This window comes from Streptomyces djakartensis (genome assembly GCF_014651075.1).
GTDB lineage: Bacteria > Actinomycetota > Actinomycetes > Streptomycetales > Streptomycetaceae > Streptomyces > Streptomyces djakartensis.
Genome location: NZ_BMWE01000005.1, coordinates 296,442 through 316,837, shown reverse-complemented (window position 1 = coordinate 316,837; position 20,396 = coordinate 296,442). Strand labels below are relative to the sequence as shown.

Genomic DNA, 20,396 nt, shown 5'->3' with positions numbered 1-20,396 from the left:
AAGATCAGTGCGCAGCACCCTGTGTCGAGTGATTTTGACGAGAAGGAGATCTTCATGTGGTGCGTTCCTCCTGGTGTTAGTTCTCTCGATGGCGCTGATACTCGCCGGGTCCGCGCTGCCCGGCGTCACTCAGGAAGCCGCCGCGGCGGAGCCCGGAGGGTGCTCGGCCCATGCCACGTCCTTCGCCACCGCGCCGGTGGAGGAGGGCACAGCCGCCCTGCGGCTCGGTTGCGCCCGGGACGCCGGCGGCCTCCGCTCGTTGGCGAGTGGTGACGACGACCTGGTGGCGGCTCTTGACTTCAATCCCGGGGCCCAGCCGGATCTGCTGCACCAGCAGATGCGGGACATGGTCGGCGCCATCCGCGAGGACCAGGCCGACGGGCTGTCGCTCAGCAGAGCCCTCACGCTGAACGCCGACAGGAACAGCGTGGGTTACTACCAGGAGCAGGATGACGGTGTCAGTTACGACGGCAGCGTCCATGTCGTCGGTAACAGCCTGGTGATGGTGGTGCCGGCCGGCGACGTCAGCGCTGCAGGCTTCTGGGACGGCTTCTGGAAGAAGTTCGTCACGGGCCTGGTCGCCACCGCCACCGCTGTCGCGGCCACCGCACTGTGCCTGGCCGCCTTCGCTCCGGGCGCTGCTGCCGCCGCACCGGTCTGCGGTGCCGTGGCGGGAGCCCTGTCGGGGGGCGTCAGCGAGTTGTTGAGCGCCGCCCTGGACGGCAAGCCGATCGACGGGGAGGCATGGGGCGCCGCGCTGGGCACCGCCATGTGGTCTGCGCTCGCCGGCGCCTTCCTCGGTGCGTTCGTCTCGTTCGCCTCGGAAAGTGCCGCCTCCCTGATCACCAACGCGCAGAAGACGTTGCGCGGTTGGGCGGTGAAGCTCGGGAACTGGGCGAACCCGCTCGGCTATGTGGCCGACATACTCAACGGCAACGTCGTCAACCGTCTGCTCGAAACCATCCAGCGGCTGAATCGCGGGGTGGGGGCCTCCGACATACACCTGCGCATCATGCCGCTGGGTGACTCGATCACGTACGGCACGGGCAGTTCGAGCGGAGCCGGCTACCGGTCGACGCTGTACGTCCACCTGAACCAGCAGGACAGGAAGGTGGAATACGTCGGCTCGCAGCGCTCGGGACCGGCCCTTTCGCCCATCGCGAACGAGGGCCATCCCGGCTGGCTGATCAAGGACATCGCCGGCATCGCGGACTCCGTCCTGACGACGTACCGGCCCAACGTGGTGCTGTTGCACATCGGCACCAACGACATGAGCAACAATGTCGATCCGAGTGGCGCGCCAGCCAGACTCGGCAGCCTGATCGACCAGATTCTGCGGTACGACCCCGGGGTCACACTGCTGGTCTCGACCATCGTGCCGTCCTCGTTCCCGGGGACCGCGGAACGGATCGCCACGTACAACGCGGCGATCCCGGGTGTCGTGGAGGCCCGGCGGGCGGCCGGCAAGAACGTCTGGCTGGTCGACATGGACGCGGTCACCACCGCCGATCTGGCCGACGGTCTGCATCCCAACGACCGCGGCTACCAGAAGATGGCGGGAGCGTTCTACGACGGACTCGTGAGCGCGGGTCAGGCCGGCCGGATCGAGGGGCCCGACGACGGTGGTGCTCCGGGTGGAGGCCCCGTCAAGGGCTGGATCCCGCAGGAGACCATCGCGTCCGGAACGTTCAGCGGAGGCACAAGTACCGTTGTGTACGCCGACCTCGATGGTGACGGCAGGGCCGACCACTTGAAGGTCAACCCCGACAGCTCGGTGCAGGCATGGATCAACGGCGGACCCAACCCCAAAGAACCGACCGGCGGCGGCGACTGGCTCTGGTACCCCCAACAAACCATCGCCAGCGGCGTCGGCACAGCGGGCAACACCATCCGCTTCGCCGACCTCAACGGTGACGGCAGAGCCGACTACCTGAAAGTCAACCCCGACAGCTCGGTGCAGGCATGGATCAACGGCGGACCCAACCCCAAAGAACCGACCGGCGGCGGCGACTGGCTCTGGTACCCCCAACAAACCATCGCCAGCGGCGTCCTCGTCGACGGAGCGCGTATCCAGTTCGCCGACCTCAACAACGACGGCCGGGCCGACTACCTTGACGTCAATCCTCAGAACGGTGCCACCCGGGCCTGGATCAACTACGGCTGAAGACGCCGTGGCCCTCGAAGCCGCTCTCCGTTTCCGTAGCCGAAGGCTCTGATCCGCCGGGGCGGGCAGCGGTGTCCTCCCCCCGCCGCCTGCCCCCGATGGTTCACGGTCCCGCCACGCGTACGCTTCGTCTACCGGCCCACTCTGGCGTCCTGGGCGCCGGCCAGCCGCTGTGACATCGTCGGCGCCATCGCCTCCGCCGCTGCGGTCATCGGCCCCCTGGTCCTGGCGCTCGGGGGGCAACAAGTCCACCGCGGAAAGACGAGAGAGACCGACTCCGAGCCACAGCCCTTGCGTCGTGGACCGAGACCGCCTCGGAACCGGACGACGAGATCTCGCTGGACAACGCGGTGGATTGACGCGCCGCGGTGCTGATCGGCCGGACAGACTCTAGTGCCGGGGCGAACGTTCCCTGCCACGGCACCAGGCTCCGGCACGGCTCGAACCCGTCGTGGCCGGCCCCCCTTTGGTGGCCGGCCACGACGGTCGCTCGACTGAGGCCGGCTACGGGATGAAGCCGTAGTCCAACTGGCCGGCGAGCCTCGTCCGGTCGCCCTTCAGGGACAGCATGAGCGTGCGTGCGAGGGTGCCGCCGAAGCGGGTGCCCCCCTCTGCGGTCGGGACGGTGTCGATGAAGCTCTCCACCAGCCCGTTGGGCATCACGTAGTGCGAGTACTGCTGTGTCGGGGCCTCCTCCGGGTTGCCCAGGATCAGCGCACTGCCGTTGAGCGGCCGGTAGTCGCTGCGCAGCGCCGGTCCGACGAATCCGTAGAGGCCGTCCCATCCGCTCAGCCCCGGCGCGAACGTGAACTTGTGGCTGATCGTGAACAGGTAGTACTTGCCGCCGCGGATGACCAGGTGCGGCCGTTCGGTCTGCTGGTTCACGCAGTTGGCCGAGAGCAGCGGGGGCTGGAGCTTCCAGTTCTCCATGCTGTCGCCGTCGGCCGTGGCCAGCCCGATGTTGCCCGTGTAGTACTTCGCGTCCTCCGGCACCTCGTGGCCGGCCGGGACGTCCCCTATGTCACGTCTGGTGCACTGGTACGTGCCCGCGGTACCGCCCGTGTTGCCCTCGAAGAGCAGGTGGATCTTGCGGTCGCGCGGGTCGCGGAAGACGAACGGGTCACGGAAGGCGTAGATGATCGGGCCTTGCTGCGACTGTTCGAGGGTCTGGTACAGCTTGCCGTCGGCCTCGGCGATGATGCGGTGGTCCCGGAAGCCGGTGAACCACACGCGGTTCTGGTCCGCGTGGATCTTGCCGGTCGCCTGCGCCAGGCGTTGCAGGGCGTCGTTGGGGTCGACCCCGCCGTTGTCGCGCCCGGAGGCGGTGTAGAAGGAGTGCACCCTGTCGCCGATGAGCGCCGCCGAGCCGGCCCACTCACGTGAGCCGAACGAGGTGCCGGGCTGGAACAGGTCGCCGCCGTACTTCCAGCTCTTGGCGTCACGCGAGTAGAAGTAGCCGATCTTCGCGTACCAGTGCCGGTCGCCGAAGGGGACCGTGCGCGGAGCCGTCAGCGAGAAGATGACGTGCCAGCCCTTGTAGGTGGCGGTCTTCGTGTCGAGCCTGGTGAGCGGCCAGGTGTCCCACACCCACACCTTGTCGCTCATCACCGGGAAGTCGGGCGACACACGTGGTGCGGTGTTCGTCTTGTCCTGCCGGAGCTTCAACGCGTCGGCGCGGGACCAGACAGCCGTGTGGTCGTCGTCCGCGCTGTACTGCCGTGTGCCCGCCCGGGGTTGGTCCGGCGTGGCGGCGGAGGCCGGAGTCACGGTGCTGCCCAGCGCCGCAAGGGCGATTAAGCCCGTGGCCAGCCGGAGCAGTGCCTTTCGTGCTCTGTGCATGCGTCACCCTTCGAGGGAGCGGAGCGAGTGGGAGGCCTGGAACCGATGGAAGGATTGGAACCGGTTCCGCGTGACCGTATCGCGACGCACAGAAGTGACGTCAGTAGCAGCAAGTGAAGTTCTGAGGCTGAAAATGCAAAGATGAGCCTCGACGGACGCTGACTTGGAAGGGCCATGGAAACGGTTCCAGAACCCGGCGTGCCGGTGGATCAGGCCCCGGCGACGGTGGTGGTACGCCGAGGCACGACCTCCAGCTCCAGCACCTTCCTCACGGGGTCGCCGAGAGTTTGGCCGACGCGTTCCAGCAGCAGGCGTGCGGCGGTCTCGCCGCTGGCGTGCAGGGGCTGGCGCACGGTGGTGAGCCCCACATAGGCCGCCACGTCGAGGTCGTCGAACCCCACGACGGACAGATCCTGCGGAATCCGCACGCCGGACGAGCTCGCTGCTTCGAGTACCCCCAAGGCCTGAGTGTCGGACGAGGTGACGATCGCGCTGGGGCGCTCGGGAAGAGCCAGGAGCTCGTCGGTGAGGCGATGGGTCGCCGCGCGACCGCGGGGTCCGACCCGGACGTAGGGCGCTTCCAGCGCCAGGCCGTATGCCTCCAGCGCCAGCTCGCAGCCTTCGCGCCGACGGGCGCTCGCGGTGAAACGGAAACGCTCGTCGGCGTCCTCACCCATGAACGCGATCCGCCGGTGGCCCAGTTGCAGCAGATGGCGCGTCGCCAGCATGCCGCCACGGACGTCGTCGATCACCACGCGCGGCAGGTCCGGATGGTCGCAGTCCAGCAGCACCGTGGGCAGACCGGCACGTGCCAGGCGTTTCACGTCGTCGTCAGTGGGAGTGAGTGAGATCGCCAGCAGCGCGTCGAAGCGATCGCCGGCGGCCACCGCCCGGTACTGCCGATCACGCTGGTCCGCCGTGGCCACATCGAGCAGTGTGAGGTCGTAGTCGCTGCCTTGCAGGACCCGCGAGATACCGCGCAGCCGCTCGACGACCGACGGTTCGGTGGCGAAGGGCGCCATGACGGCGACGTTCTGGGTGCGTCCGGTGGACAAGGCGCGAGCACGCCGGTTGGGCCGGTAGTCCAGATCGCACATCGTCCGCAGCACCCGCTCACGGGTGTCCTCGCTGACATTCCGGCTGCCGTTGAGGACGCGCGAAACCGTGCCCACGCCCACTCCGGCTCGTGCGGCGACATCGCCGATGGTCGCCCGTTGTCTCACGGCCATACACAGTATCCGACGCCGCAGCTCAACCCTGCCGGCGCGAGGAGCGCCACGGGCTCATGGGCGACCAGGCGTAGCCTCTTCCACGTGTACGCGGAGCGGGTGTCCCGGCTGGCCGGTGCCGTGGTGTGGACGAACACCCCGGACGGCGGCGGTGCGGCACGCGTCCTGCCCGACGGGTGCATGGATCTGCTCTGGAACGACGGGCGGCTGCTGGTCGCGGGCCCCGACACGCGGGCGTACGTCATCGAGGGCGAGCCCAGCAGCTGGGCGGGGGTCCGCTTGCCCCCGGGGACCGCGCCCGCCCTCCTCGGCGTACCTGCGCACGAGCTGCGCGACCGGCGGGTCGCCCTCTCCGACCTGTGGCCCGCCTCGAAGGTGCGGCGCCTCACGGCCGGGGTGAACGGGGCCGCGGACCCGGCGAGCGGTCTGGAGGCGATGGCCCTGACGTGTGCGGCTGACGCCGAACCCCCTGACCCACTGCTCCGGCAGGTCGTCGTGGCCCTGGCCGCGGGCCGCCCGGTCGCCGCGACCGCCGACGAAGTCGGCCTCGGCGCCCGGCAGCTGCACCGCCGCTCGCTGGCCGCCTTCGGCTACGGCCCCAAGACGCTGGCCCGGGTGCTGCGGATGCGCCGCGCCCTCGCACTGGCCCGGGACGGCGTGCCCCTCGCGGAGACGGCCGCCCGGGCCGGGTTCGCGGACCAGGCCCACCTGGCCCGGGACGTCAAGGAGCTGGCCGGTGTGCCGGTGCGTGCCCTACTGGGCGGCCGGTAGCGGGGCGAACAGGTCGACACCGTTGCCGTCCGGGTCGTGCACCACCGCGTACCGCTGTCCCCAGAACGCGTCCCAGGGCTTGAGCTCGCCGTGGTGGCCGGCGCCCACCAGCTCCTCGTACAGCGTGTCCACCTCTCCGGGACCGTCGCACAGGAAGGCCAGCGACGACCGGCCCCCGCCGGTGGGCGGCCGCCACCCGGGGTGGAACGAGCGGACCGTCTCCTCCGTGTCGAGCAACAGCCGCAGCCCGCCGGGCAGTTCCGCCTCAGCGTGCGGCTGCTCCTCGGAGCCCGCCGGGAAGGCGACACCGAGGCGACGGTAGAAGGTCACGGACGCGGCCATGTCGGAGACGACCAGGCCGATGGCGTTGAATCGTGCGGTCATGAGGCCACCGTAGGCAGAGGGTGGCGGGCCGGTCTTGAAGGAATCGGACAGGGCTCACTCGTAGGTGATCGAGCCGTCCTCGTCCATCCGCGGATGGATCTTCATGGGTCCGTACTCGTCGACGTCCGAGGGGCGCGGCGGCTCCGGGCCGTCGGGGCCCATCCGGAGCACGCGCTCGACGCGGCAGATCCGGAAGAGCCGGTCGTCGACACGGAACTCGTCGGCACCGCCGAGCGCCCGGTACTCCTCGGCCGCCTCCGCGTACCGGGCCTTCTTGGCGTCGTCGTACCGGTGCAGCAGCGCCCAGATCTCCGCCAGGCCGTTGTAGAGCATGCGCCGGGCGTCGTGCGGTGTGGTCATGAGCGCGCCGCACGGCTCCCAGCCGGCCTCGTCCCGCTCCACCACGCTGTAGGTGGTCGGCAGCAGCACGGTCTCCGGGTGGGTGGTGACCGCCCGCTGTGAGTCCGCGCGCACGCGGGAGGGGAAACGCGCGCCCGAGTACGCGAAGTCCCGCAGCCCCAGCTTCAGCGCGCCCGCGAGGGGGCCGTCCGAGCGGGCCGGGTCGAGGACGAAGCCGGTGTCGGGGGACGGGGCGTCCTTCGCCCGTTTCCCCCACGACCGTTCCCTCGGCTCGGGGTCCGTGGGCCGGGGCGGCTCGAGCCCGTCCTCGTTCATCCGCGCGAACTCGTCCCCGCGCACCACCCGGTAGCGCACCCCGCACGCCTCCACCTCGTTCACCGGCTCCCGCTCCAGCACCGCGACGGCCGCCAGCAGTCCACGCCGTACGGCCGGATCGTCGGTGCCGTCCTTGGCGGTGAACCACAGATGCGAGTTCAACCCGTCCCGGGCCATCTGCGGCATGCCGTCCACCACCGGCTTCAGCAGCCGCCACTCGGGCCCGGCCGCCGGATCCAGCGCGGCGATCCCGAAGACCGGCCCGCGCATCGCGAGGTGCGGATACCGCCGGGAGGCGTCCACCGCGTCGGCCTCCCGCACCCAGGCGGCGGGGTCGTCGCGGCGGATCAACTCCTCGTGGAGCGCGTCGATCTGTTGCTGCCAGTCATCGGTCATGCACGCATTGTCGCCGGAGGTGGGGGCGCGGTGCAGGCCGAACGACTCAACAGACGGTGTGGTTGGGCAGCTTCAGGAAGGCGGTCCAGGTGGACGGGGTGACGGTGAGGTGGGGGGCGGTGGGGGTCTTCGAGTCGCGGATGTGGATGGCGGTGGGATGGGTGGCGACCTCCAGGCATGCGCCGCCTTCACTGCCGCTGTAGCTGGACTTGCGCCACGTGCAGGCGACTTCGATGCATGCGCCGCCCTCTTCGTTGCTGTAGCTGGACTTGAACCACTCAAGTGCCGTGCCGCTCATCTCTCTCCCAGAAGACGGTCCAGCAGGTCCCTCGTGTCCTCGGTGGTGAGGGCCTGTGTCCGCAGCATTGCATACTTCTGATTGAGGATCGCCACCTCGTTCGGGTCGGCGATGAGCTGGCTTCCACGCTGTGTCTCCAAGTAGGCGAGTCGCTGGTGTTCGGGGGTTTCCAGGAGGATGAACGGGCCTTTGAGCCCGGCGTGGGAGGTCCGGCCGAGCGGCAGGATCTGGAGTGCCAATCCGGGAAGGTCGGCGTACTCCCGTAGGTGTCGCAACTGCTCGCAGTACACCTCGTCTCCGCCCAGACGGTCCCGCAGTGCCGCCTCCCAGACCACGAAGCTCATCATCGGCGGGACCTTGCGGTGGAGGATTTCCCGCCGTTCGATGCGGGCTGCCACCAACTGCTCGATCTCGTCCTCGTCGTAGACCGGCACGCGGTTACGAAAGACCGCCCGCGCGTAAGCCGCTGTCTGGAGCAGGCCGGGGACCAGCAGGCTCTCGTACCACGACACGGCGATCGTCTCCCGCTCCCGGTCCAGATACTCCTCGGCCCACAGCGGCACCAGATCCACCTCCGGCATGTGCTCCAGCGCGGCGACCAACGCCCCCTTCGTCTCCAGGAGTTTGTCGAGCTGCTCGGCGAGGTCCGGTTTCAGTGGCCGTCTGCCCTGTTCGATCGAGGCGATCTGCTGCTCGCCCACGACGAACCGCTCGCCCAGCGATTTCTGCGTGTAACCGGCGGCCTCGCGGAAAACGGCGAGCAACGCGCCCACCATCTTCATCGCCGAGGCGTTCCTGCGTGCCCGTCGAGTCGTGCTCATGCGGTCCAACTCCCCACCCGCGCACGTACGTTCCCCGTCGTGCGCCCGTACAGAGGAGCTGTACGGGCGCACGCACTGTTCCATGATGGCCACGGAGAGTGACCCTGGTGGTGTGAACGAGGAAATCCCCCACCTGTCCCCGCGTGAACGCTTCTACCGTCGCGAACGCCAGTCCGTCCCCGCCGCCCGCGCCTTCACGCGTGAGGCGCTCGCGCAATGGGGCGCGGTGGAACGGTCGTGCGACATCGTGCTGTGCGTCAGTGAACTCGCCACCAACGCCCTGGTGCACGGCGTCCCGCCGGGCCGCGGCTTCCTGCTGCGGCTGCTGCCGCTGTCGCTGCCTTACGACGGCGGCGTGCGCGTCGAGCTGCACGACAGCGGGGCCGGCGTACCGGCCGTACCGCAGACGGAGGGCGGGGAACCGCGCGAGGGCGGGCGCGGGTTGCTGCTGGTGTCGGAGCTGGCGGACAAGTGGGGCGTGGGGGAGCGGGACCCCGGGAAGATCGTGTGGTGCGAGTTCACCGGGCGGTGACGCCTGCCCCCGTGTCGGGTGTTGCCCGGGTGGCGTCGGCCTGCAAGTCGGTCATGGGGTACACACCCCGGGATCGAAGCGAGTCACGCTCACACATCGATGGCCCTGCGAGCATGGCTCACGAATTGCTCCCGCTTGTTCGACGCATGGTTGAGGAAACGCCGGATGCGGTGTGACTCGTTCGCTTCAAGTGCGTCATTGCTGTCTCGGCCCAGGAGTCGCGCATGAATCGCTGCGGCGCAGGCCGACAGTGACTTGGTCAACTCGCCGGCCATGCGGGCCAGCGCCTCTGGACCTTCGAGCTCGACGGCGGTCTGAACATCGACCAGATCCCCTCGAAGCAGCCTGCGGGTCTCGTCAAGAGCGCTGCGCAGCCCGTCGAGATCATGACCGGGTCTGGCCAACTCGACTTCGACACCGCGTAGTGCCTCATAGGCCTCATCAGCTTTCACCGTGAAGGCGGCATACGCGTCACGGCGCAGCTGGCGACGCCAGTGACGATGCTCAGCGCGAACCTGGCGCTGCCCCGCTACCCCGGCAATGATCGCCGCAAGGGTTGTTCCCACTACACCTACTCCGGCACCCAGTACCGCCGCAGTCCCCGCATCCACAGCGCCAGGGTGCCAGTAAGAGCCTGTGGGTTACAGAGCGAGGCCTGCGCGGCCACTCGGGGCGGGCCACCGACCTGGAATGGTCTACGGCACGGGCACGTTGGGGCGTTCGAGTGGACGGGCCCGTCAGCGCAGGCGCACGGCGACCGCCTGCCGCTCGCTGGAGCCGTTCTCGCCCTGGAGGTCGAGCCGCTCCCCGTCGAAGGCCACGACACGGCCCCGGGCGTCGATGCCCGGATGGGCGGCGGGCCGCTGATTCAGCGAGCCGTCGGGGCGCGCGCTGAGCAACTCCACCCGACCGCTGCGCAGATCACGCCAGTAGACGACCTGAAGCGGAGGCTGACCGACCTCCGACTTGGTCGCGGCGAAGGCGATCCGGCGGGCGTCCGCGCTCGGCCGGGCGCTGTGAGTTCCGAACTTCGGGTCCCGGGCCGGCACGGGCCACAGCGTGCCGCGCCGGACGTCCCGTACGAAGGTGCCTCGGGTGTCGCCGGTGCCATCCGAGGGCAGGGTCCGGCAATTCCGTTTGAACACGACATGGCGGCCGTCGGCGCTGATCCGGGGCTCATTCACCCCGCTCTCCGTAGGGTCTCCCGGGCAGTCGGCGTCCGCGCGGATCCGCTCACCCGTCCGCCGGTCAAGCACGTAGACGCCCTCGCGACTCTCGCCGGGCTCGGTTCCCGCTTCCCCCACCTCGTAGGCGAGGCGGCTGCCGTCGTGGCTCAGCGTGGGGGAGCCGAGGCTCTGTTTGCCGCTGGGCAGCGGATGGTCGATCCAGGAACCGGTGTCGCGCAGGAGGTCGCGTACGTAGATCCGGGACGGGGTGCCGGCCCCGCCCGGCCGGCCGGTGAAGGTCACGTACCGTCCGTTTCCGCTGAGGAGTGGTGTCCACACGTGGCGGAGGGCGGGGTCGGTCGTCTCGTCGATTCGTTCCGTGTGGCTCGTCCGGGTGTCATGGACGTAGGCCGGGCGCGCCACGTCCCGGGGCGGCCAGGTGTCGGGACCCAGCGAGGCGAACGCCACCCGGGTGCCGTCCGCGCTGATCGAGGGCGGCCCGAAGTCCACCCCCTCGCCCCCGCCGCCGGGGACGTCACTGACCCAGCGGAGCTTTCTGGTCCGCAAATCCTTCACGTAGACATCGGCGGTACGGTCGGTGTCGCCGGGCGCCAGGTTCGTGGCCTCGGACAGGAACGCCACATACCTGCCGTCGGCACTGACCACGGGGTCCGACGACGCGCCGTTCCCCATCACGCCGTCGGCCGTGACGTTGACGAACTCCAGCTCCGGTCTCGACTCGGACGCCTCAGCGGGCATGGCCGGCGCCACCGCGCACATCGATGCCACGGCGGCGACGGCCGCGCGTAACGCAGAACCCATACTTCCCCCCGGTCGACACGTCCCCCTGCCCCTGCGGCAAGGGGCCCACCCTCAGGCAACGGCCCCATCGGCCCCAGGTCAATGCGTCCATTTCCGTACAACCCGAACGCGCGGTCGGCCGTCCGCGCCCGCGAGGGAGACGCCGCCCTACACCCTCGGCGCCGCCGTACTCGCCCGCTCCACCAACTTCGTCGACAGCTCCGTCCGCGTGCTCTCCGGACGGTGGCCGTCCATCATGCGCAGCAGCGAGCGCAGCGCCGTCGCCGCCATCTCCGACAGCGGCTGGCGGACCGTGGTGAGGGCGGGGGAGGCCCAACGGGCCTCGGGGAGGTCGTCGAAGCCGACCACGCTGACATCGTCCGGGACCTTCAACTTCCGCTCGGACAGGGCCTCGTACACCCCGAGTGCCATCCGGTCCGAGCAGACGAACACGGCCGTCGGCGGCTCCGGCAGGTCGAGGAGTTCCCGCATACGGCGGCGGGCCTGGTTCTCGTCGAAGCCGGCGTGCCGGACGTACTCGGCGCGGTGCCGGACACCGGCCGACGCGAGCGCCGAGCGGTAACCGGCGACCCGGGCGCTGCTGCACATCGTGCGCCGGTTTCCCGCGATGACGGCGATGCGCTCGTGTCCCAGGGACAGCAGGTGCTCAGTGGCCGTCAGACCGCCCTGCCAGTTCGCCGCGCCCACCGACGCCACACCCTCCGGCGGCTCCTGGACCGGGTCGATCATCACGAACGGGATGCGGTGCTGCTCCAGCCAGGCGTACTGGGAGTCGCTCAGCTCGGCGAGGTTGAACAGGACGCCGGACGAGCCCCGGGCGACCAGCTTGTCCAGCCAGCCGCGCTCCGGGCGGCCGGCCCGGGTGCGGGTCAGGGCCGCCGACACCACGACTTCCAGGCCCGCGTGGTGCGCCGCCTCCTCCACCCCGTGCAGCACCGCACCCGACCAGGAGCTCTCCAGCGAGTGCACGACCAGATCGACCAGCCGGGGCGCTCTGCTCGCGTCGAACCGGGGTCTGCGCACATAGCCGAGCCGGTCGAGTGCCTCGGTGACCCGGCGGCGGGTCTCGGGCGCCACGTCCTCGCGCCCGTTGACCACCTTGGACGCGGTCGGCACCGACACCCCCGCCTCGCGGGCCACGACCGCCAGCGTCGGACCGGCAGCCGCGCTCGCGCTCGCCGTACGAACCATCGAAGAACCCGCCTCTCCGGCCCGCCCGAGGGCCGTGGAAAGTTTCGACCGGCGTTGCTCACGGCGGTCCGGAGCCCGGCCGGGCAGAAAGCGCTTCCTAATGTAAGTGCGGCGCAGGACGGCGGGAAGGGAAGTGAATTCGCCGGTTCGCATCGCTCAAAACTTTCGAAACCCCGAACGCCGGGCTCTGGCGAGCGTCCGGCTCGGCCGGCACCGGGCGGTGCAATGGTGGCATGTTCCAGTCAAAACCGGCCGGAAAGAGCCGTGTTCGTGATCAGATGATGACATAGCGTGATCGCGCTCGGTACGCCGATACTTCGTGACCGAAGGGAAGTTTCCCCATGCGCACGAGAACAAGGTTCAGCGTCATCCTGGCTGCGGGTGTCATGGCCACACTTGGCCTGGCAGGGCCGACCTCCGCGTCGACCGAACTCCAGAGCACGATCGCGGCTCAGGCGGAGAAGGCAGGCCTGAGCGAGAGCGAGGTCTCCAAGCTCCAGGGGCAGATCGACAAGCAGATGGCCATCACCCCTGGCGGGAAGCAGATCGGCGTCAATCAGATCTCATGGCGTGACGGCAAGGCCGTCATGACCTTCCCGCTGCCGGGCGAGAAGAAGGCCCGAGCCGTCAACGAGCCCCGCGGCGCGTTCGGAACGCCGAACTGCAACTACCTCTGGACGTGCCTCTACGAGCACTCCAACTTCGACGGTCGCCGCCTGACTTGGTCGGACTGCAACTTCGAGAACCTCGCGAACTGGGGCTTCAACGACCAGACCACGTCCTGGCACAACAACCAGAGCCGGGGAACCCAGACCCACGTGTACAACTGGACGGGCAGTTCCTGGGCCTTGCTCTGGACGTCCACCGCCCCCTCGTCCAGCTCCAACGTCGGTGCCGCCAACAACGACAAGGCCGACGGCCTGTGGGTGTGCTGAGGTTCGCCCAGCACGGTATCGGCAGGCCGGTGTCCGCGAAGTGACCGTGCACAGGCAGTGACCGACTACCCGAACAGCCCTCTCACCCGCTCGTGCGCCGGAATACCGGGCGACAATGAGTTGCTCTGATCTTCACGGTGCACGAGCGCGGTGAGGAGGCTGGTGGGACGTATGACAGCAGTCCAGGCAGATCCCGTGGTGAGCACGCCCTACGGCGCCGTGCGGGGCCGCTGCGAGCGCGGTGTCGCGGTCTTCCGTGGCATCCCCTACGCGGCACCCCCCGTCGGCCCCCGCCGCTTCCGGCCGCCCGTCCCCCAGGAGCCCTGGGAGGGCGTCCGCGACGCCGCCGCCTTCGGCCCCACCCCTCCGAAGCCCCCGTACTCCGACGCCTTCGCGCACTACCTCTCGGACCCGGTCGTGCCGGGCGACGACTGCCTGAACCTCAACGTCTGGACCCCGCAGCCGGGCCGCGGGGCCCGCCTCCCCGTCCTCGTCTGGCTGCACGGCGGCGCCTTGACCAGGGGATCCTCCGCCGTCCCGGTCTACGACGGCCACGCCTTCGCACGCGACGGCGTGGTCTGTGTCTCGGTCAACTACCGGCTGGGCGTGGAAGGCTACGGACTGTTCCCGGACGCGCCCCCGAACCCCGGCCTACGCGACCAGATCGCCGCGCTGACCTGGGTGCACGAGGCGATCGAGGCCTTCGGCGGCGACCCCGGCCGCATCACCCTCGCCGGCCAGTCCGCCGGGGCGATCAGCGTCGGGGCGCTCATCGCCGCCCCCCAGACCCAGGGGCTGGTGCGCCGGGCGGTCCTGCAGAGCGGGCCGCCCGAGGCGTCCGAGCGGGCCAAGGTACGGCGGATGGTGCGCCGGATGGCCACCCGGCTGAAGATCCCGGCCACCGCCGCGGCCTTCGCCGCCGTCGACCGCGACCTGCTGCTGCGTACCCAGGCCGAGGTGGGCCGGCTGAGCAGCCCGGTCGTCGGCGGCCCCGCCTTCGGCATCGTGATCGACGGTGACGTCGTTCCGCGCGACCCCCTGGAGGCCCTCACCGAGGGCGGCGCCGCCCCCGGAGTCGAGCTGCTGATGGGCTGGACCCGCGACGAGTACCGGCTGTGGCTGGTACCCGGCGGCCTCCTGGAGCGCGTCGACCGCCTCGGAGCCGTAGCCCTCGCGGGGGCCATGGCCCGCTGCCGCTGCGGCAGCGAGGTCCCGCGCGGCTACCGGGCCCTGCACCCCGAGGCCGGCACCGTGGAGACCGTCGGCCAGCTCGTCACCGACCATCTGCTCCGCGGCCCCCTGCACCGCCTGGCCGACGCCCGCACGGAGCCGTCGTACGTCTACGAGTTCGCCTGGCCCTCCAACCTCCCCGGCCTCGGCGCGTGCCACGCGCTGGAACTCGGCTTCGTCTTCGACACCGGGGAGGCCCCCGAATCGCGGAAACTGGCCGGGGAGGGGGCCCCGCAGGAACTGGCCGACGCGATGCACGCCGCCTGGGTGCGGTTCGCCACGGACGGTGACCCGGGCTGGGAACGCTGGGACCCGACCCACCCGGTACGGATCTTCGGAGACCGCGCCCCGGACGCCGAGAACGGCCTGGCCTACACGGCGTACGGCCCCCGCGACCGAGAACTCGCCCTCTGGACGAGGGACGCGGCCCCGCCGCCCCCTGAGGAACTCACACCGGCGACACGATCAGCCCTGCGACGGCTCCGTCGGCACTGAGGAAAGGAAGGCGGTCTCCTCGAGGCAGTTGCCGCCCTCGTCGCCGCTGTAGCCGGACTTCGGCGGCGAACTCCCCACCCGGGCACGTACGTTCACCGTCGCGCCCCCGTGCGAAGCAGCTGACGGGTGCGCGTTCTGTTACACGAGGCATTCGGGTGACGCCACGCCAATTCCCTCGGGGGATCCCGCCGGAACCATGTCCCCCTGAGTCTCGTCGAAGGTGATCTCGGCCGCCCGTCGAGAGGCCGCCTTCCCGTGTCGGAGGCCGGCAGCGGAGGGAGGAACGGAGGAGGGCTGCGCGAGGGCCGGGGTGGGGCTCCCGCCTACGCCGCCCCCAGCGTCCCCGCGATCCCCGAGATCGCCTCCGGGCCCACCCGGCAGCAACCGCCGATCATCCGCGCCCCCGCCCGCTGCCAGCCCTTCACCTGGTCGGCGGTGAAGGTGGCGCGGCCGGTCCAGGCGCGCGCCTCGGCGTTCCAGGTCTCGCCGCTGTTGGGATAGACGACGACCGGCTTGCCGGTGACCCGGGCCGCGATCGCCGCGGCGGTGTCCGCGTCCTCCGGCGCGCAGCAGTTGACGCCCACCGCGATCACCTCGTCCACGTCGGCGGCCAGGGTGAAGGCCTCCTCCAGCGGCTGCCCGGCGCGGGTGCTGTCGCCGGCGACGGAGTACGTCAGCCAGGCCGGCACTCCGAGCCCGCGCACGGCCCGCAGCAGGGCCGCGGCCTCATCGGCGTCCGGGACCGTCTCCAGTGCGAGGACGTCCGGGCGGGCCGCGGCCAGCACCTCCAGACGCGGGCGGTGGAAACGCTCCAGCTCGTCCACCGACAGCCCGTAACGGCCCCGGTACTCCGAGCCGTCCGCGAGCATCGCCCCGTAGGGGCCGACCGAGGCCGCCACCCACAGGGGGCGGGAGAGGCGCGCCCGCCTGGCGGCATCCCGGGCCAACTCCACACTCAGCGCCATGAGTCCGGCCGCCCGGTCGTGGCTGATGCCGCGCCCCGCGAAGCCTTCGAACGTGGCCTGGTAGCTGGCCGTGATCGCCACGTCCGCGCCCGCCCGGAAGTAGGCCAGGTGTGCCTCGGTGATCGCCTCCGGCTGTTCGGCGAGCAGCCGGGCCGACCACAGTTCGTCGCTCAGGTCGTGCCCGGCGGACTCGAGCTGGTTGGACATGCCGCCGTCGAGGACGACGGTCCCGGCGGCGAGGGCTTCGGCGAGGGTGATGGTGCTGGTCATGGGACGACGGTAGTCGAGTCCCGGCGGCCGGCCCCAGCCCATTGTGTCCATCACATGAACAGGTCGCCCAGTATGTGGGACAGCGGGTTACGATCACGGCCTCCCCCCTCCGCCTGCACCAGGAACGCCCATGACCGTCCCCACCCCCACCGAGGCCGCCGAACCCGCCGAGCCGGCCCCGGCCCCCGCTCCCCGCCGCACCTTCGGCCTGGCCGCCGCCACGGCCCTCGTCATGGGCAACATCATCGGCGGCGGCATCTTCGCCCTCCCCGCCACCGTCGCCCCCTACGGCACGGTCAGCCTGCTCGCCTTCGTCGTGCTGTCGGTCGGAGCGGTCGGGCTCGCGCTGCTCTTCGGCAGGCTCGCCCGGCGCAGCCCGGTCACCGGCGGCCTGTACGTCTACCCGCGCGACGCCTTCGGCGAGTTCGCCGGGTTCCTGTCCGCCTGGTCGTACTGGACGATGTGCTGGGTCAGCATCGCCGCCCTGGCCGTCGCGGTCGTCGGCTACGTCGAGGTCCTGATACCCCTGCACGGTGACCACGTCCTCCAGGCCGCCGTCGCCCTGGCCGCGCTGTGGCTGCCCGCCGCGGCGAACTTCGCGGGCACGCGGTGGGTGGGCGCGGTGCAGGTCGTCTCGACGATCCTGAAGTTCGTCCCGCTGCTCCTGCTCGCCACCGTCGGCCTGTTCTTCGTCGACACCGACAACTTCGGCCCGTTCAACGCCTCCGGCCAGAGCGTCTCCGGCGCGCTGGCCGCCTCCGCCGCGCTGCTGCTGTACAGCTTCCTCGGGGTCGAGTCGGCCGCGGTCAGCGCGGGCGAGGTCCGTGACCCGGAGCGCACGGTCGGCCGGGCGAGCGTCCTCGGCACGCTGGCCTCGGCCCTGGTCTACGTCCTCGGCACGGTCGCCGTGTTCGGCCTGGTCCCGCACGACCGGCTGGTCGACTCGGGCGCGCCCTTCGCCGACGCCGTGAACTCGATCACCGGCGGCGGCTGGGGCGGCACCGCCATCGCCCTGGTCGCCGTCGCCTCGATCACCGGCTGCCTCAACGGCTGGATCCTCATGGCCGCGCAGATGCCGTACGCCGCCGCCCGCGACGGCCTCTTCCCCGCCCCGTTCGCCCGAGTCGGAAAGGGCGGCGTCCCCGGCTTCGGCGTATGGGCCTGCGTCGTACTCGGCACGCTGCTCATCGCCCTCAACTACACCGCGGGCCCGGACACCACGTTCCGCGTCCTCGTCCTGATCACCACCTTCACCGGCTGCGTGCCGTACCTGCTGTCGGCCGCCGCCCAGCTCTACTGGCTGGTCCGCGGCACCCGCGCCCGCGTCCGCCCGGCGGGCCTCGCCCGCGACCTGACCGTCGCGGTCCTCTCCTTCGCCTTCTCGTTCTGGCTGATCGCGGGCGCCGGGTACGCGGCCGTGTACCAGGGCGTGTTGTTCCTCTTCGCCGGCATCCCGGTGTACGTGTGGCTGCGGGGACGCAAGGACAGCGCGGAGGCGTGGGACTGAAAAGTGAGGGCTGAGCCGGTGTGGGTGCTGACGTTCACCGGGCTGCGGATGGGGCGGTCCGAGAATCTGCCGGGGGTGGTGCGGGAGCGGGACGGAAACGGTACCGGGGGTGGTTGGCCGTGCGGTCTTCCGCCGGCCGAGCCGCCCTCGCGGCACGTTCCGCGGTGGTGAGCACGCCCAGTTGGGCCCTTGCCTCGTGCGACAGGTGGTCAAGGGCCAAGCGGCGGCCGACGTAGTCGATGACGGAGCCGGCCTGCCGTATCTCCGGATCGTCGGTCAGGCCCGAGGGTTCGAAACGTGTCCCGACGTAGTCGGCGACAAGCACCTCGAGCGGAACTCCGTGCTGGAGGCTCCTGGTGACGGTCGAGGAGAAGGCGTCCATCATGCCCGCGAGCGTGGATCCCTGCTTGGCCATGCGGACCGTCACCTCGGCGACCCGCCCCGCAGGGGTGCGCGCGACCGTGAGGTAGCCCTTGCCCTCGCCGACGGTGAACGACCGGGTCATCGAGTTCATGCGCTTCAAGGGGCTCGGCAGGGCGGGCTGCGGAGCCTGCTCCTTGCCGGTCGCTCGTGTCGCCTTGCCCTCGAACCACTCGGTCATGACCGTCCTCGTCCGTCGTCGCGAAATCGGGCAGAGCGCACCCATCTGCACAACTTGTGGGCGTCACACTGCGAATGGCCACCAGATGTTGTGGTCCAACATAGAGTTGGAAGCCCTTGACGGCCAAGCACCGCACGCGGGGAAGGCCTTCCTCCGCCAGCTGGTGCACCAACTGTGAAGGAGGCGCGGCCCGTTCACCGACACCGCAGGCCAACTGTTAACGTCTGCCCCGCCGTTGAGGAGATCCAGGCGTCAAAGCCTCTCTCGAGAAAGTTCGATCGCGATGCAGAGCACCGCCGGAGACCCACAGGACGAGTCGGCCCGCCCGAGATCGCTGCTGGCCCGTAACCGTCCCTTCCTTCTCCTGTGGTCCGGGGAATCGATCAGCCTGCTGGGCAGCGAGATCAGTGTCGTGGCGCTGCCCTCCTTGGCGGTCCTCGTCTTCGGTTCGGGTGCCGTCGGGGTCGGCATGCTCGTGGCGCTGCAATGGTTGCCTTTCGTGCTGCTCGCACCGGTCATGGGAGTCGTCACCGACCGGCTGCGGCGCCGCCCGCTGATGCTGGTCGCCAACATGGCACGCTTCGTCATCCTCGGCTCCCTGCCCCTGGCCGCGGTCCTCGATCGCCTCACGGTGCCCCACCTCTATCTCGCCGCGTTGCTCAAGGGCGTCTTCGACGTGGTGTTCCAGGTCGCGTACCAGGCATACATGCCGCAACTGCTCGATCGAGCCGACCTCGTCGACGGCAACGTCAAAACTCAGTTGAGCCGGTCGTTCGCGCTGGTGGCGGGCCGGTCCATCGGTGGCGCTCTGGTCGGACTCATCGGCGCCGCGCGTGCGGTCGCGGCCGACGCGGCATCGTACGTCGTGGCCGCGGCCACGCTCCTGTTCATCCGTCAGCCCGAGTCGCCTCCGACGCCCTCGCAGCGCGGTGTGTCCGCGGCGCTCAAGGACATCCGGGACAGCATGCCGATGGCTCTCGGCAACCGCGTGGTGCGCCACCTCATGCTGATGGCGACGTTCGGGAACATGGGGGGTTCGCTGGCCTTGGCCATGGTCATCGTCTACGCCTACGAGGATCTGCACCTCTCCTCGGGGCAGCTCGGCCTCGCGCTGAGCCTGGGCGGCGCCGCGGTCCTGCTCGGCGCCGCGATGTCCCAACGGATCAACGAGCGGTTGGGGATGGGACGTTCCCTCGTGCTGACCCACGCCATGCTCGCTCTGGCGTTCTTGCTGCTGCCGACGGCCGTGTTGGGCGGCACGACTTTCGGGTTCGCGATCATCGTGGTCTCCCAAGCCATCTCGAACTTCACCATGCCCGTGACGAACGTGGCCGTCATGACGCTCATCCAGAAGGCGACGCCGTCGGACATGCTGGGGCGGGTCACCGGCGTCGCGCTGCCGTTCGTGTGGGGTGCCAACGCGTTGGGCCCCGTCGTAGGCACCGCCGTCGCCGCGGCCACGGGCAACACCGCCGCGTTCCTCCTCTCGTCGCTGCTCGCCGGTACAGCCGTGCTGTGGATCCTGGTCGGGGGCCTCCACCGGCTGACCGACGAGGTGCCGGAGCAGCTCCGGGTCAGCGCGTAGAGCACGTACGCGGATGTCTGAAGGGCGCGCGGAAGGCCGGGGGGGGGGTGACGTGTCTGGGTGACGGCTGAGCTTGCTGTTTGACCCCGCCATGGCGAGGTTGCGTCAGTTGCTGAAACTCTTCTCGTGCCTGCCGCCACGGCCGGCCACCACCGTGGGCCGTTTCCGCCCCGCTCCCGCACTGCCCGCGGCAGCTCCCACTCCTCCTGGACGGAATCGCCGCTCAAGCGCTGCAGCGTCGCAGGCCGATCCCGGGAATTCCGCTGTCTCCATGCGCGCCTTCGCCCGGCATCTCGCGACGCCAGAGTGTTCGACATTACGAACCAGAGTGACGGTTCTCGTTCCGGAGCGGCGGCCATGCTGATGCAAACGTGGCTGTCGATCAAGGGCTGCAAGCAGCCAGATCAGAAGTCATTCGGAAGCGGATGGCGCCGGAGGGGCAGGCAACGGTCCTGTGGCGAGCCGGAATGCCGCATGGACGTTCTGACCTGGGACGTTGTGCGGATTGTCAACCGGTTGG

Annotated in this window: 17 protein-coding genes and 2 pseudogenes; 8 read left to right on the top strand and 11 right to left on the bottom strand. The window is 70.2% G+C overall.

The genetic code is table 11. The annotated features are described in order from the left end of the window. Nucleotides 1–7: 7 nt before the first annotated feature. Nucleotides 8–2,164: a GDSL-type esterase/lipase family protein gene (locus IE212_RS11225; RefSeq protein ID WP_190197608.1), complete on the top strand. Its 2,157-nt coding sequence runs from the start codon at nt 8–10 to the stop codon at nt 2,162–2,164. A 504-nt stretch (nt 2,165–2,668) separates the two neighbouring features. On the opposite strand, the gene IE212_RS11220 is transcribed toward IE212_RS11225, so the two are convergent. Together IE212_RS11220 and IE212_RS11215 are read right to left on the bottom strand one after the other, a co-directional pair. Beyond that, nucleotides 2,669–4,003: a glycoside hydrolase family 68 protein gene (locus tag IE212_RS11220; protein WP_190197607.1), complete on the bottom strand. Its 1,335-nt coding sequence runs from the start codon at nt 4,001–4,003 to the stop codon at nt 2,669–2,671. Between the two features lie 209 nt (nt 4,004–4,212). Further along, the gene (locus tag IE212_RS11215) at nt 4,213–5,232 is read right to left on the bottom strand and encodes a LacI family DNA-binding transcriptional regulator (protein ID WP_190197606.1); all 1,020 of its coding nucleotides are present in this window, start codon (nt 5,230–5,232) and stop codon (nt 4,213–4,215) included. Nucleotides 5,233–5,316: 84 nt separating this feature from the next. On the opposite strand from IE212_RS11215, the gene IE212_RS11210 reads away from it, so the two are divergent. Beyond that, nucleotides 5,317–6,003, top strand: coding sequence for a helix-turn-helix transcriptional regulator (locus IE212_RS11210; protein WP_190197605.1), 687 nt, complete (start codon nt 5,317–5,319; stop codon nt 6,001–6,003). On the opposite strand, the gene IE212_RS11205 is transcribed toward IE212_RS11210, so the two are convergent. The 4 genes from IE212_RS11205 to IE212_RS11190 are packed head-to-tail and all read right to left on the bottom strand — an operon-like array spanning nt 5,986 to nt 8,577. Continuing rightward, the gene (locus tag IE212_RS11205; RefSeq protein ID WP_190197604.1) at nt 5,986–6,387 is read right to left on the bottom strand and encodes a VOC family protein; all 402 of its coding nucleotides are present in this window, start codon (nt 6,385–6,387) and stop codon (nt 5,986–5,988) included. The genes IE212_RS11210 and IE212_RS11205 overlap by 18 nt on opposite strands. A gap of 54 nt (nt 6,388–6,441) precedes the next feature. Further along, nucleotides 6,442–7,458: a DUF5954 family protein gene (locus IE212_RS11200; RefSeq protein WP_190197603.1), complete on the bottom strand. Its 1,017-nt coding sequence runs from the start codon at nt 7,456–7,458 to the stop codon at nt 6,442–6,444. 46 nt (nt 7,459–7,504) lie between these two features. Continuing rightward, a complete protein-coding gene (locus tag IE212_RS11195) occupies nt 7,505–7,756 on the bottom strand; it encodes a DUF397 domain-containing protein (protein WP_190197602.1) in 252 nt (83 codons plus the stop codon). Beyond that, entirely contained in the window at nt 7,753–8,577 is an 825-nt protein-coding gene (locus tag IE212_RS11190; protein ID WP_229864210.1) for a helix-turn-helix domain-containing protein, read from the bottom strand. The genes IE212_RS11195 and IE212_RS11190 overlap by 4 nt, the downstream gene beginning before the upstream one ends. A gap of 112 nt (nt 8,578–8,689) precedes the next feature. On the opposite strand from IE212_RS11190, the gene IE212_RS11185 reads away from it, so the two are divergent. Continuing rightward, nucleotides 8,690–9,109: an ATP-binding protein gene (locus IE212_RS11185; protein WP_373301373.1), complete on the top strand. Its 420-nt coding sequence runs from the start codon at nt 8,690–8,692 to the stop codon at nt 9,107–9,109. Nucleotides 9,110–9,198: 89 nt separating this feature from the next. Here IE212_RS11185 and IE212_RS11180 read toward each other — a convergent pair whose 3' ends face one another. From IE212_RS11180 to IE212_RS11170, 3 genes are all read right to left on the bottom strand, one after another. Continuing rightward, nucleotides 9,199–9,675, bottom strand: a complete 477-nt coding sequence (locus IE212_RS11180) for a hypothetical protein (protein WP_190197600.1) — start codon at nt 9,673–9,675, stop codon at nt 9,199–9,201. Between the two features lie 171 nt (nt 9,676–9,846). Then, on the bottom strand, nt 9,847–11,097 hold the full coding sequence (locus IE212_RS11175) for a TolB family protein (protein WP_229864208.1): 1,251 nt from the start codon (nt 11,095–11,097) through the stop codon (nt 9,847–9,849). A gap of 147 nt (nt 11,098–11,244) precedes the next feature. After that, nucleotides 11,245–12,288, bottom strand: a complete 1,044-nt coding sequence (locus IE212_RS11170) for a LacI family DNA-binding transcriptional regulator (protein WP_190197599.1) — start codon at nt 12,286–12,288, stop codon at nt 11,245–11,247. A gap of 341 nt (nt 12,289–12,629) precedes the next feature. Between IE212_RS11170 and IE212_RS11165 the strand changes: the two genes are divergently transcribed. Next, a complete protein-coding gene (locus IE212_RS11165; RefSeq protein WP_190197598.1) occupies nt 12,630–13,223 on the top strand; it encodes a peptidase inhibitor family I36 protein in 594 nt (197 codons plus the stop codon). Nucleotides 13,224–13,394: 171 nt separating this feature from the next. Further along, nucleotides 13,395–14,948 (top strand): carboxylesterase/lipase family protein, encoded by a 1,554-nt coding sequence (locus IE212_RS11160; protein WP_190197597.1) that lies wholly within the window; start codon nt 13,395–13,397, stop codon nt 14,946–14,948. Between the two features lie 323 nt (nt 14,949–15,271). Here IE212_RS11160 and mmuM read toward each other — a convergent pair whose 3' ends face one another. Further along, nucleotides 15,272–16,183: a homocysteine S-methyltransferase gene (gene mmuM, locus IE212_RS11155; protein ID WP_190197596.1), complete on the bottom strand. Its 912-nt coding sequence runs from the start codon at nt 16,181–16,183 to the stop codon at nt 15,272–15,274. Between the two features lie 130 nt (nt 16,184–16,313). Between mmuM and IE212_RS11150 the strand changes: the two genes are divergently transcribed. Both IE212_RS11150 and IE212_RS35600 read left to right on the top strand, forming a co-directional pair. Then, nucleotides 16,314–17,690, top strand: coding sequence for an amino acid permease (locus IE212_RS11150; RefSeq protein ID WP_190197595.1), 1,377 nt, complete (start codon nt 16,314–16,316; stop codon nt 17,688–17,690). 48 nt (nt 17,691–17,738) lie between these two features. After that, nucleotides 17,739–17,831: pseudogene (locus IE212_RS35600) on the top strand (IS5/IS1182 family transposase); the annotation flags it as partial. A gap of 82 nt (nt 17,832–17,913) precedes the next feature. On the opposite strand, the pseudogene IE212_RS35740 reads toward IE212_RS35600, so the two are convergent. Then, nucleotides 17,914–18,195 (bottom strand): annotated as a pseudogene (locus IE212_RS35740) (TSCPD domain-containing protein); the annotation flags it as partial. A gap of 379 nt (nt 18,196–18,574) precedes the next feature. On the opposite strand from IE212_RS35740, the gene IE212_RS11140 reads away from it, so the two are divergent. Then, the gene (locus IE212_RS11140) at nt 18,575–19,876 is read left to right on the top strand and encodes an MFS transporter (RefSeq protein ID WP_190197593.1); all 1,302 of its coding nucleotides are present in this window, start codon (nt 18,575–18,577) and stop codon (nt 19,874–19,876) included. The last annotated feature ends 520 nt before the right edge of the window (nt 19,877–20,396 follow it).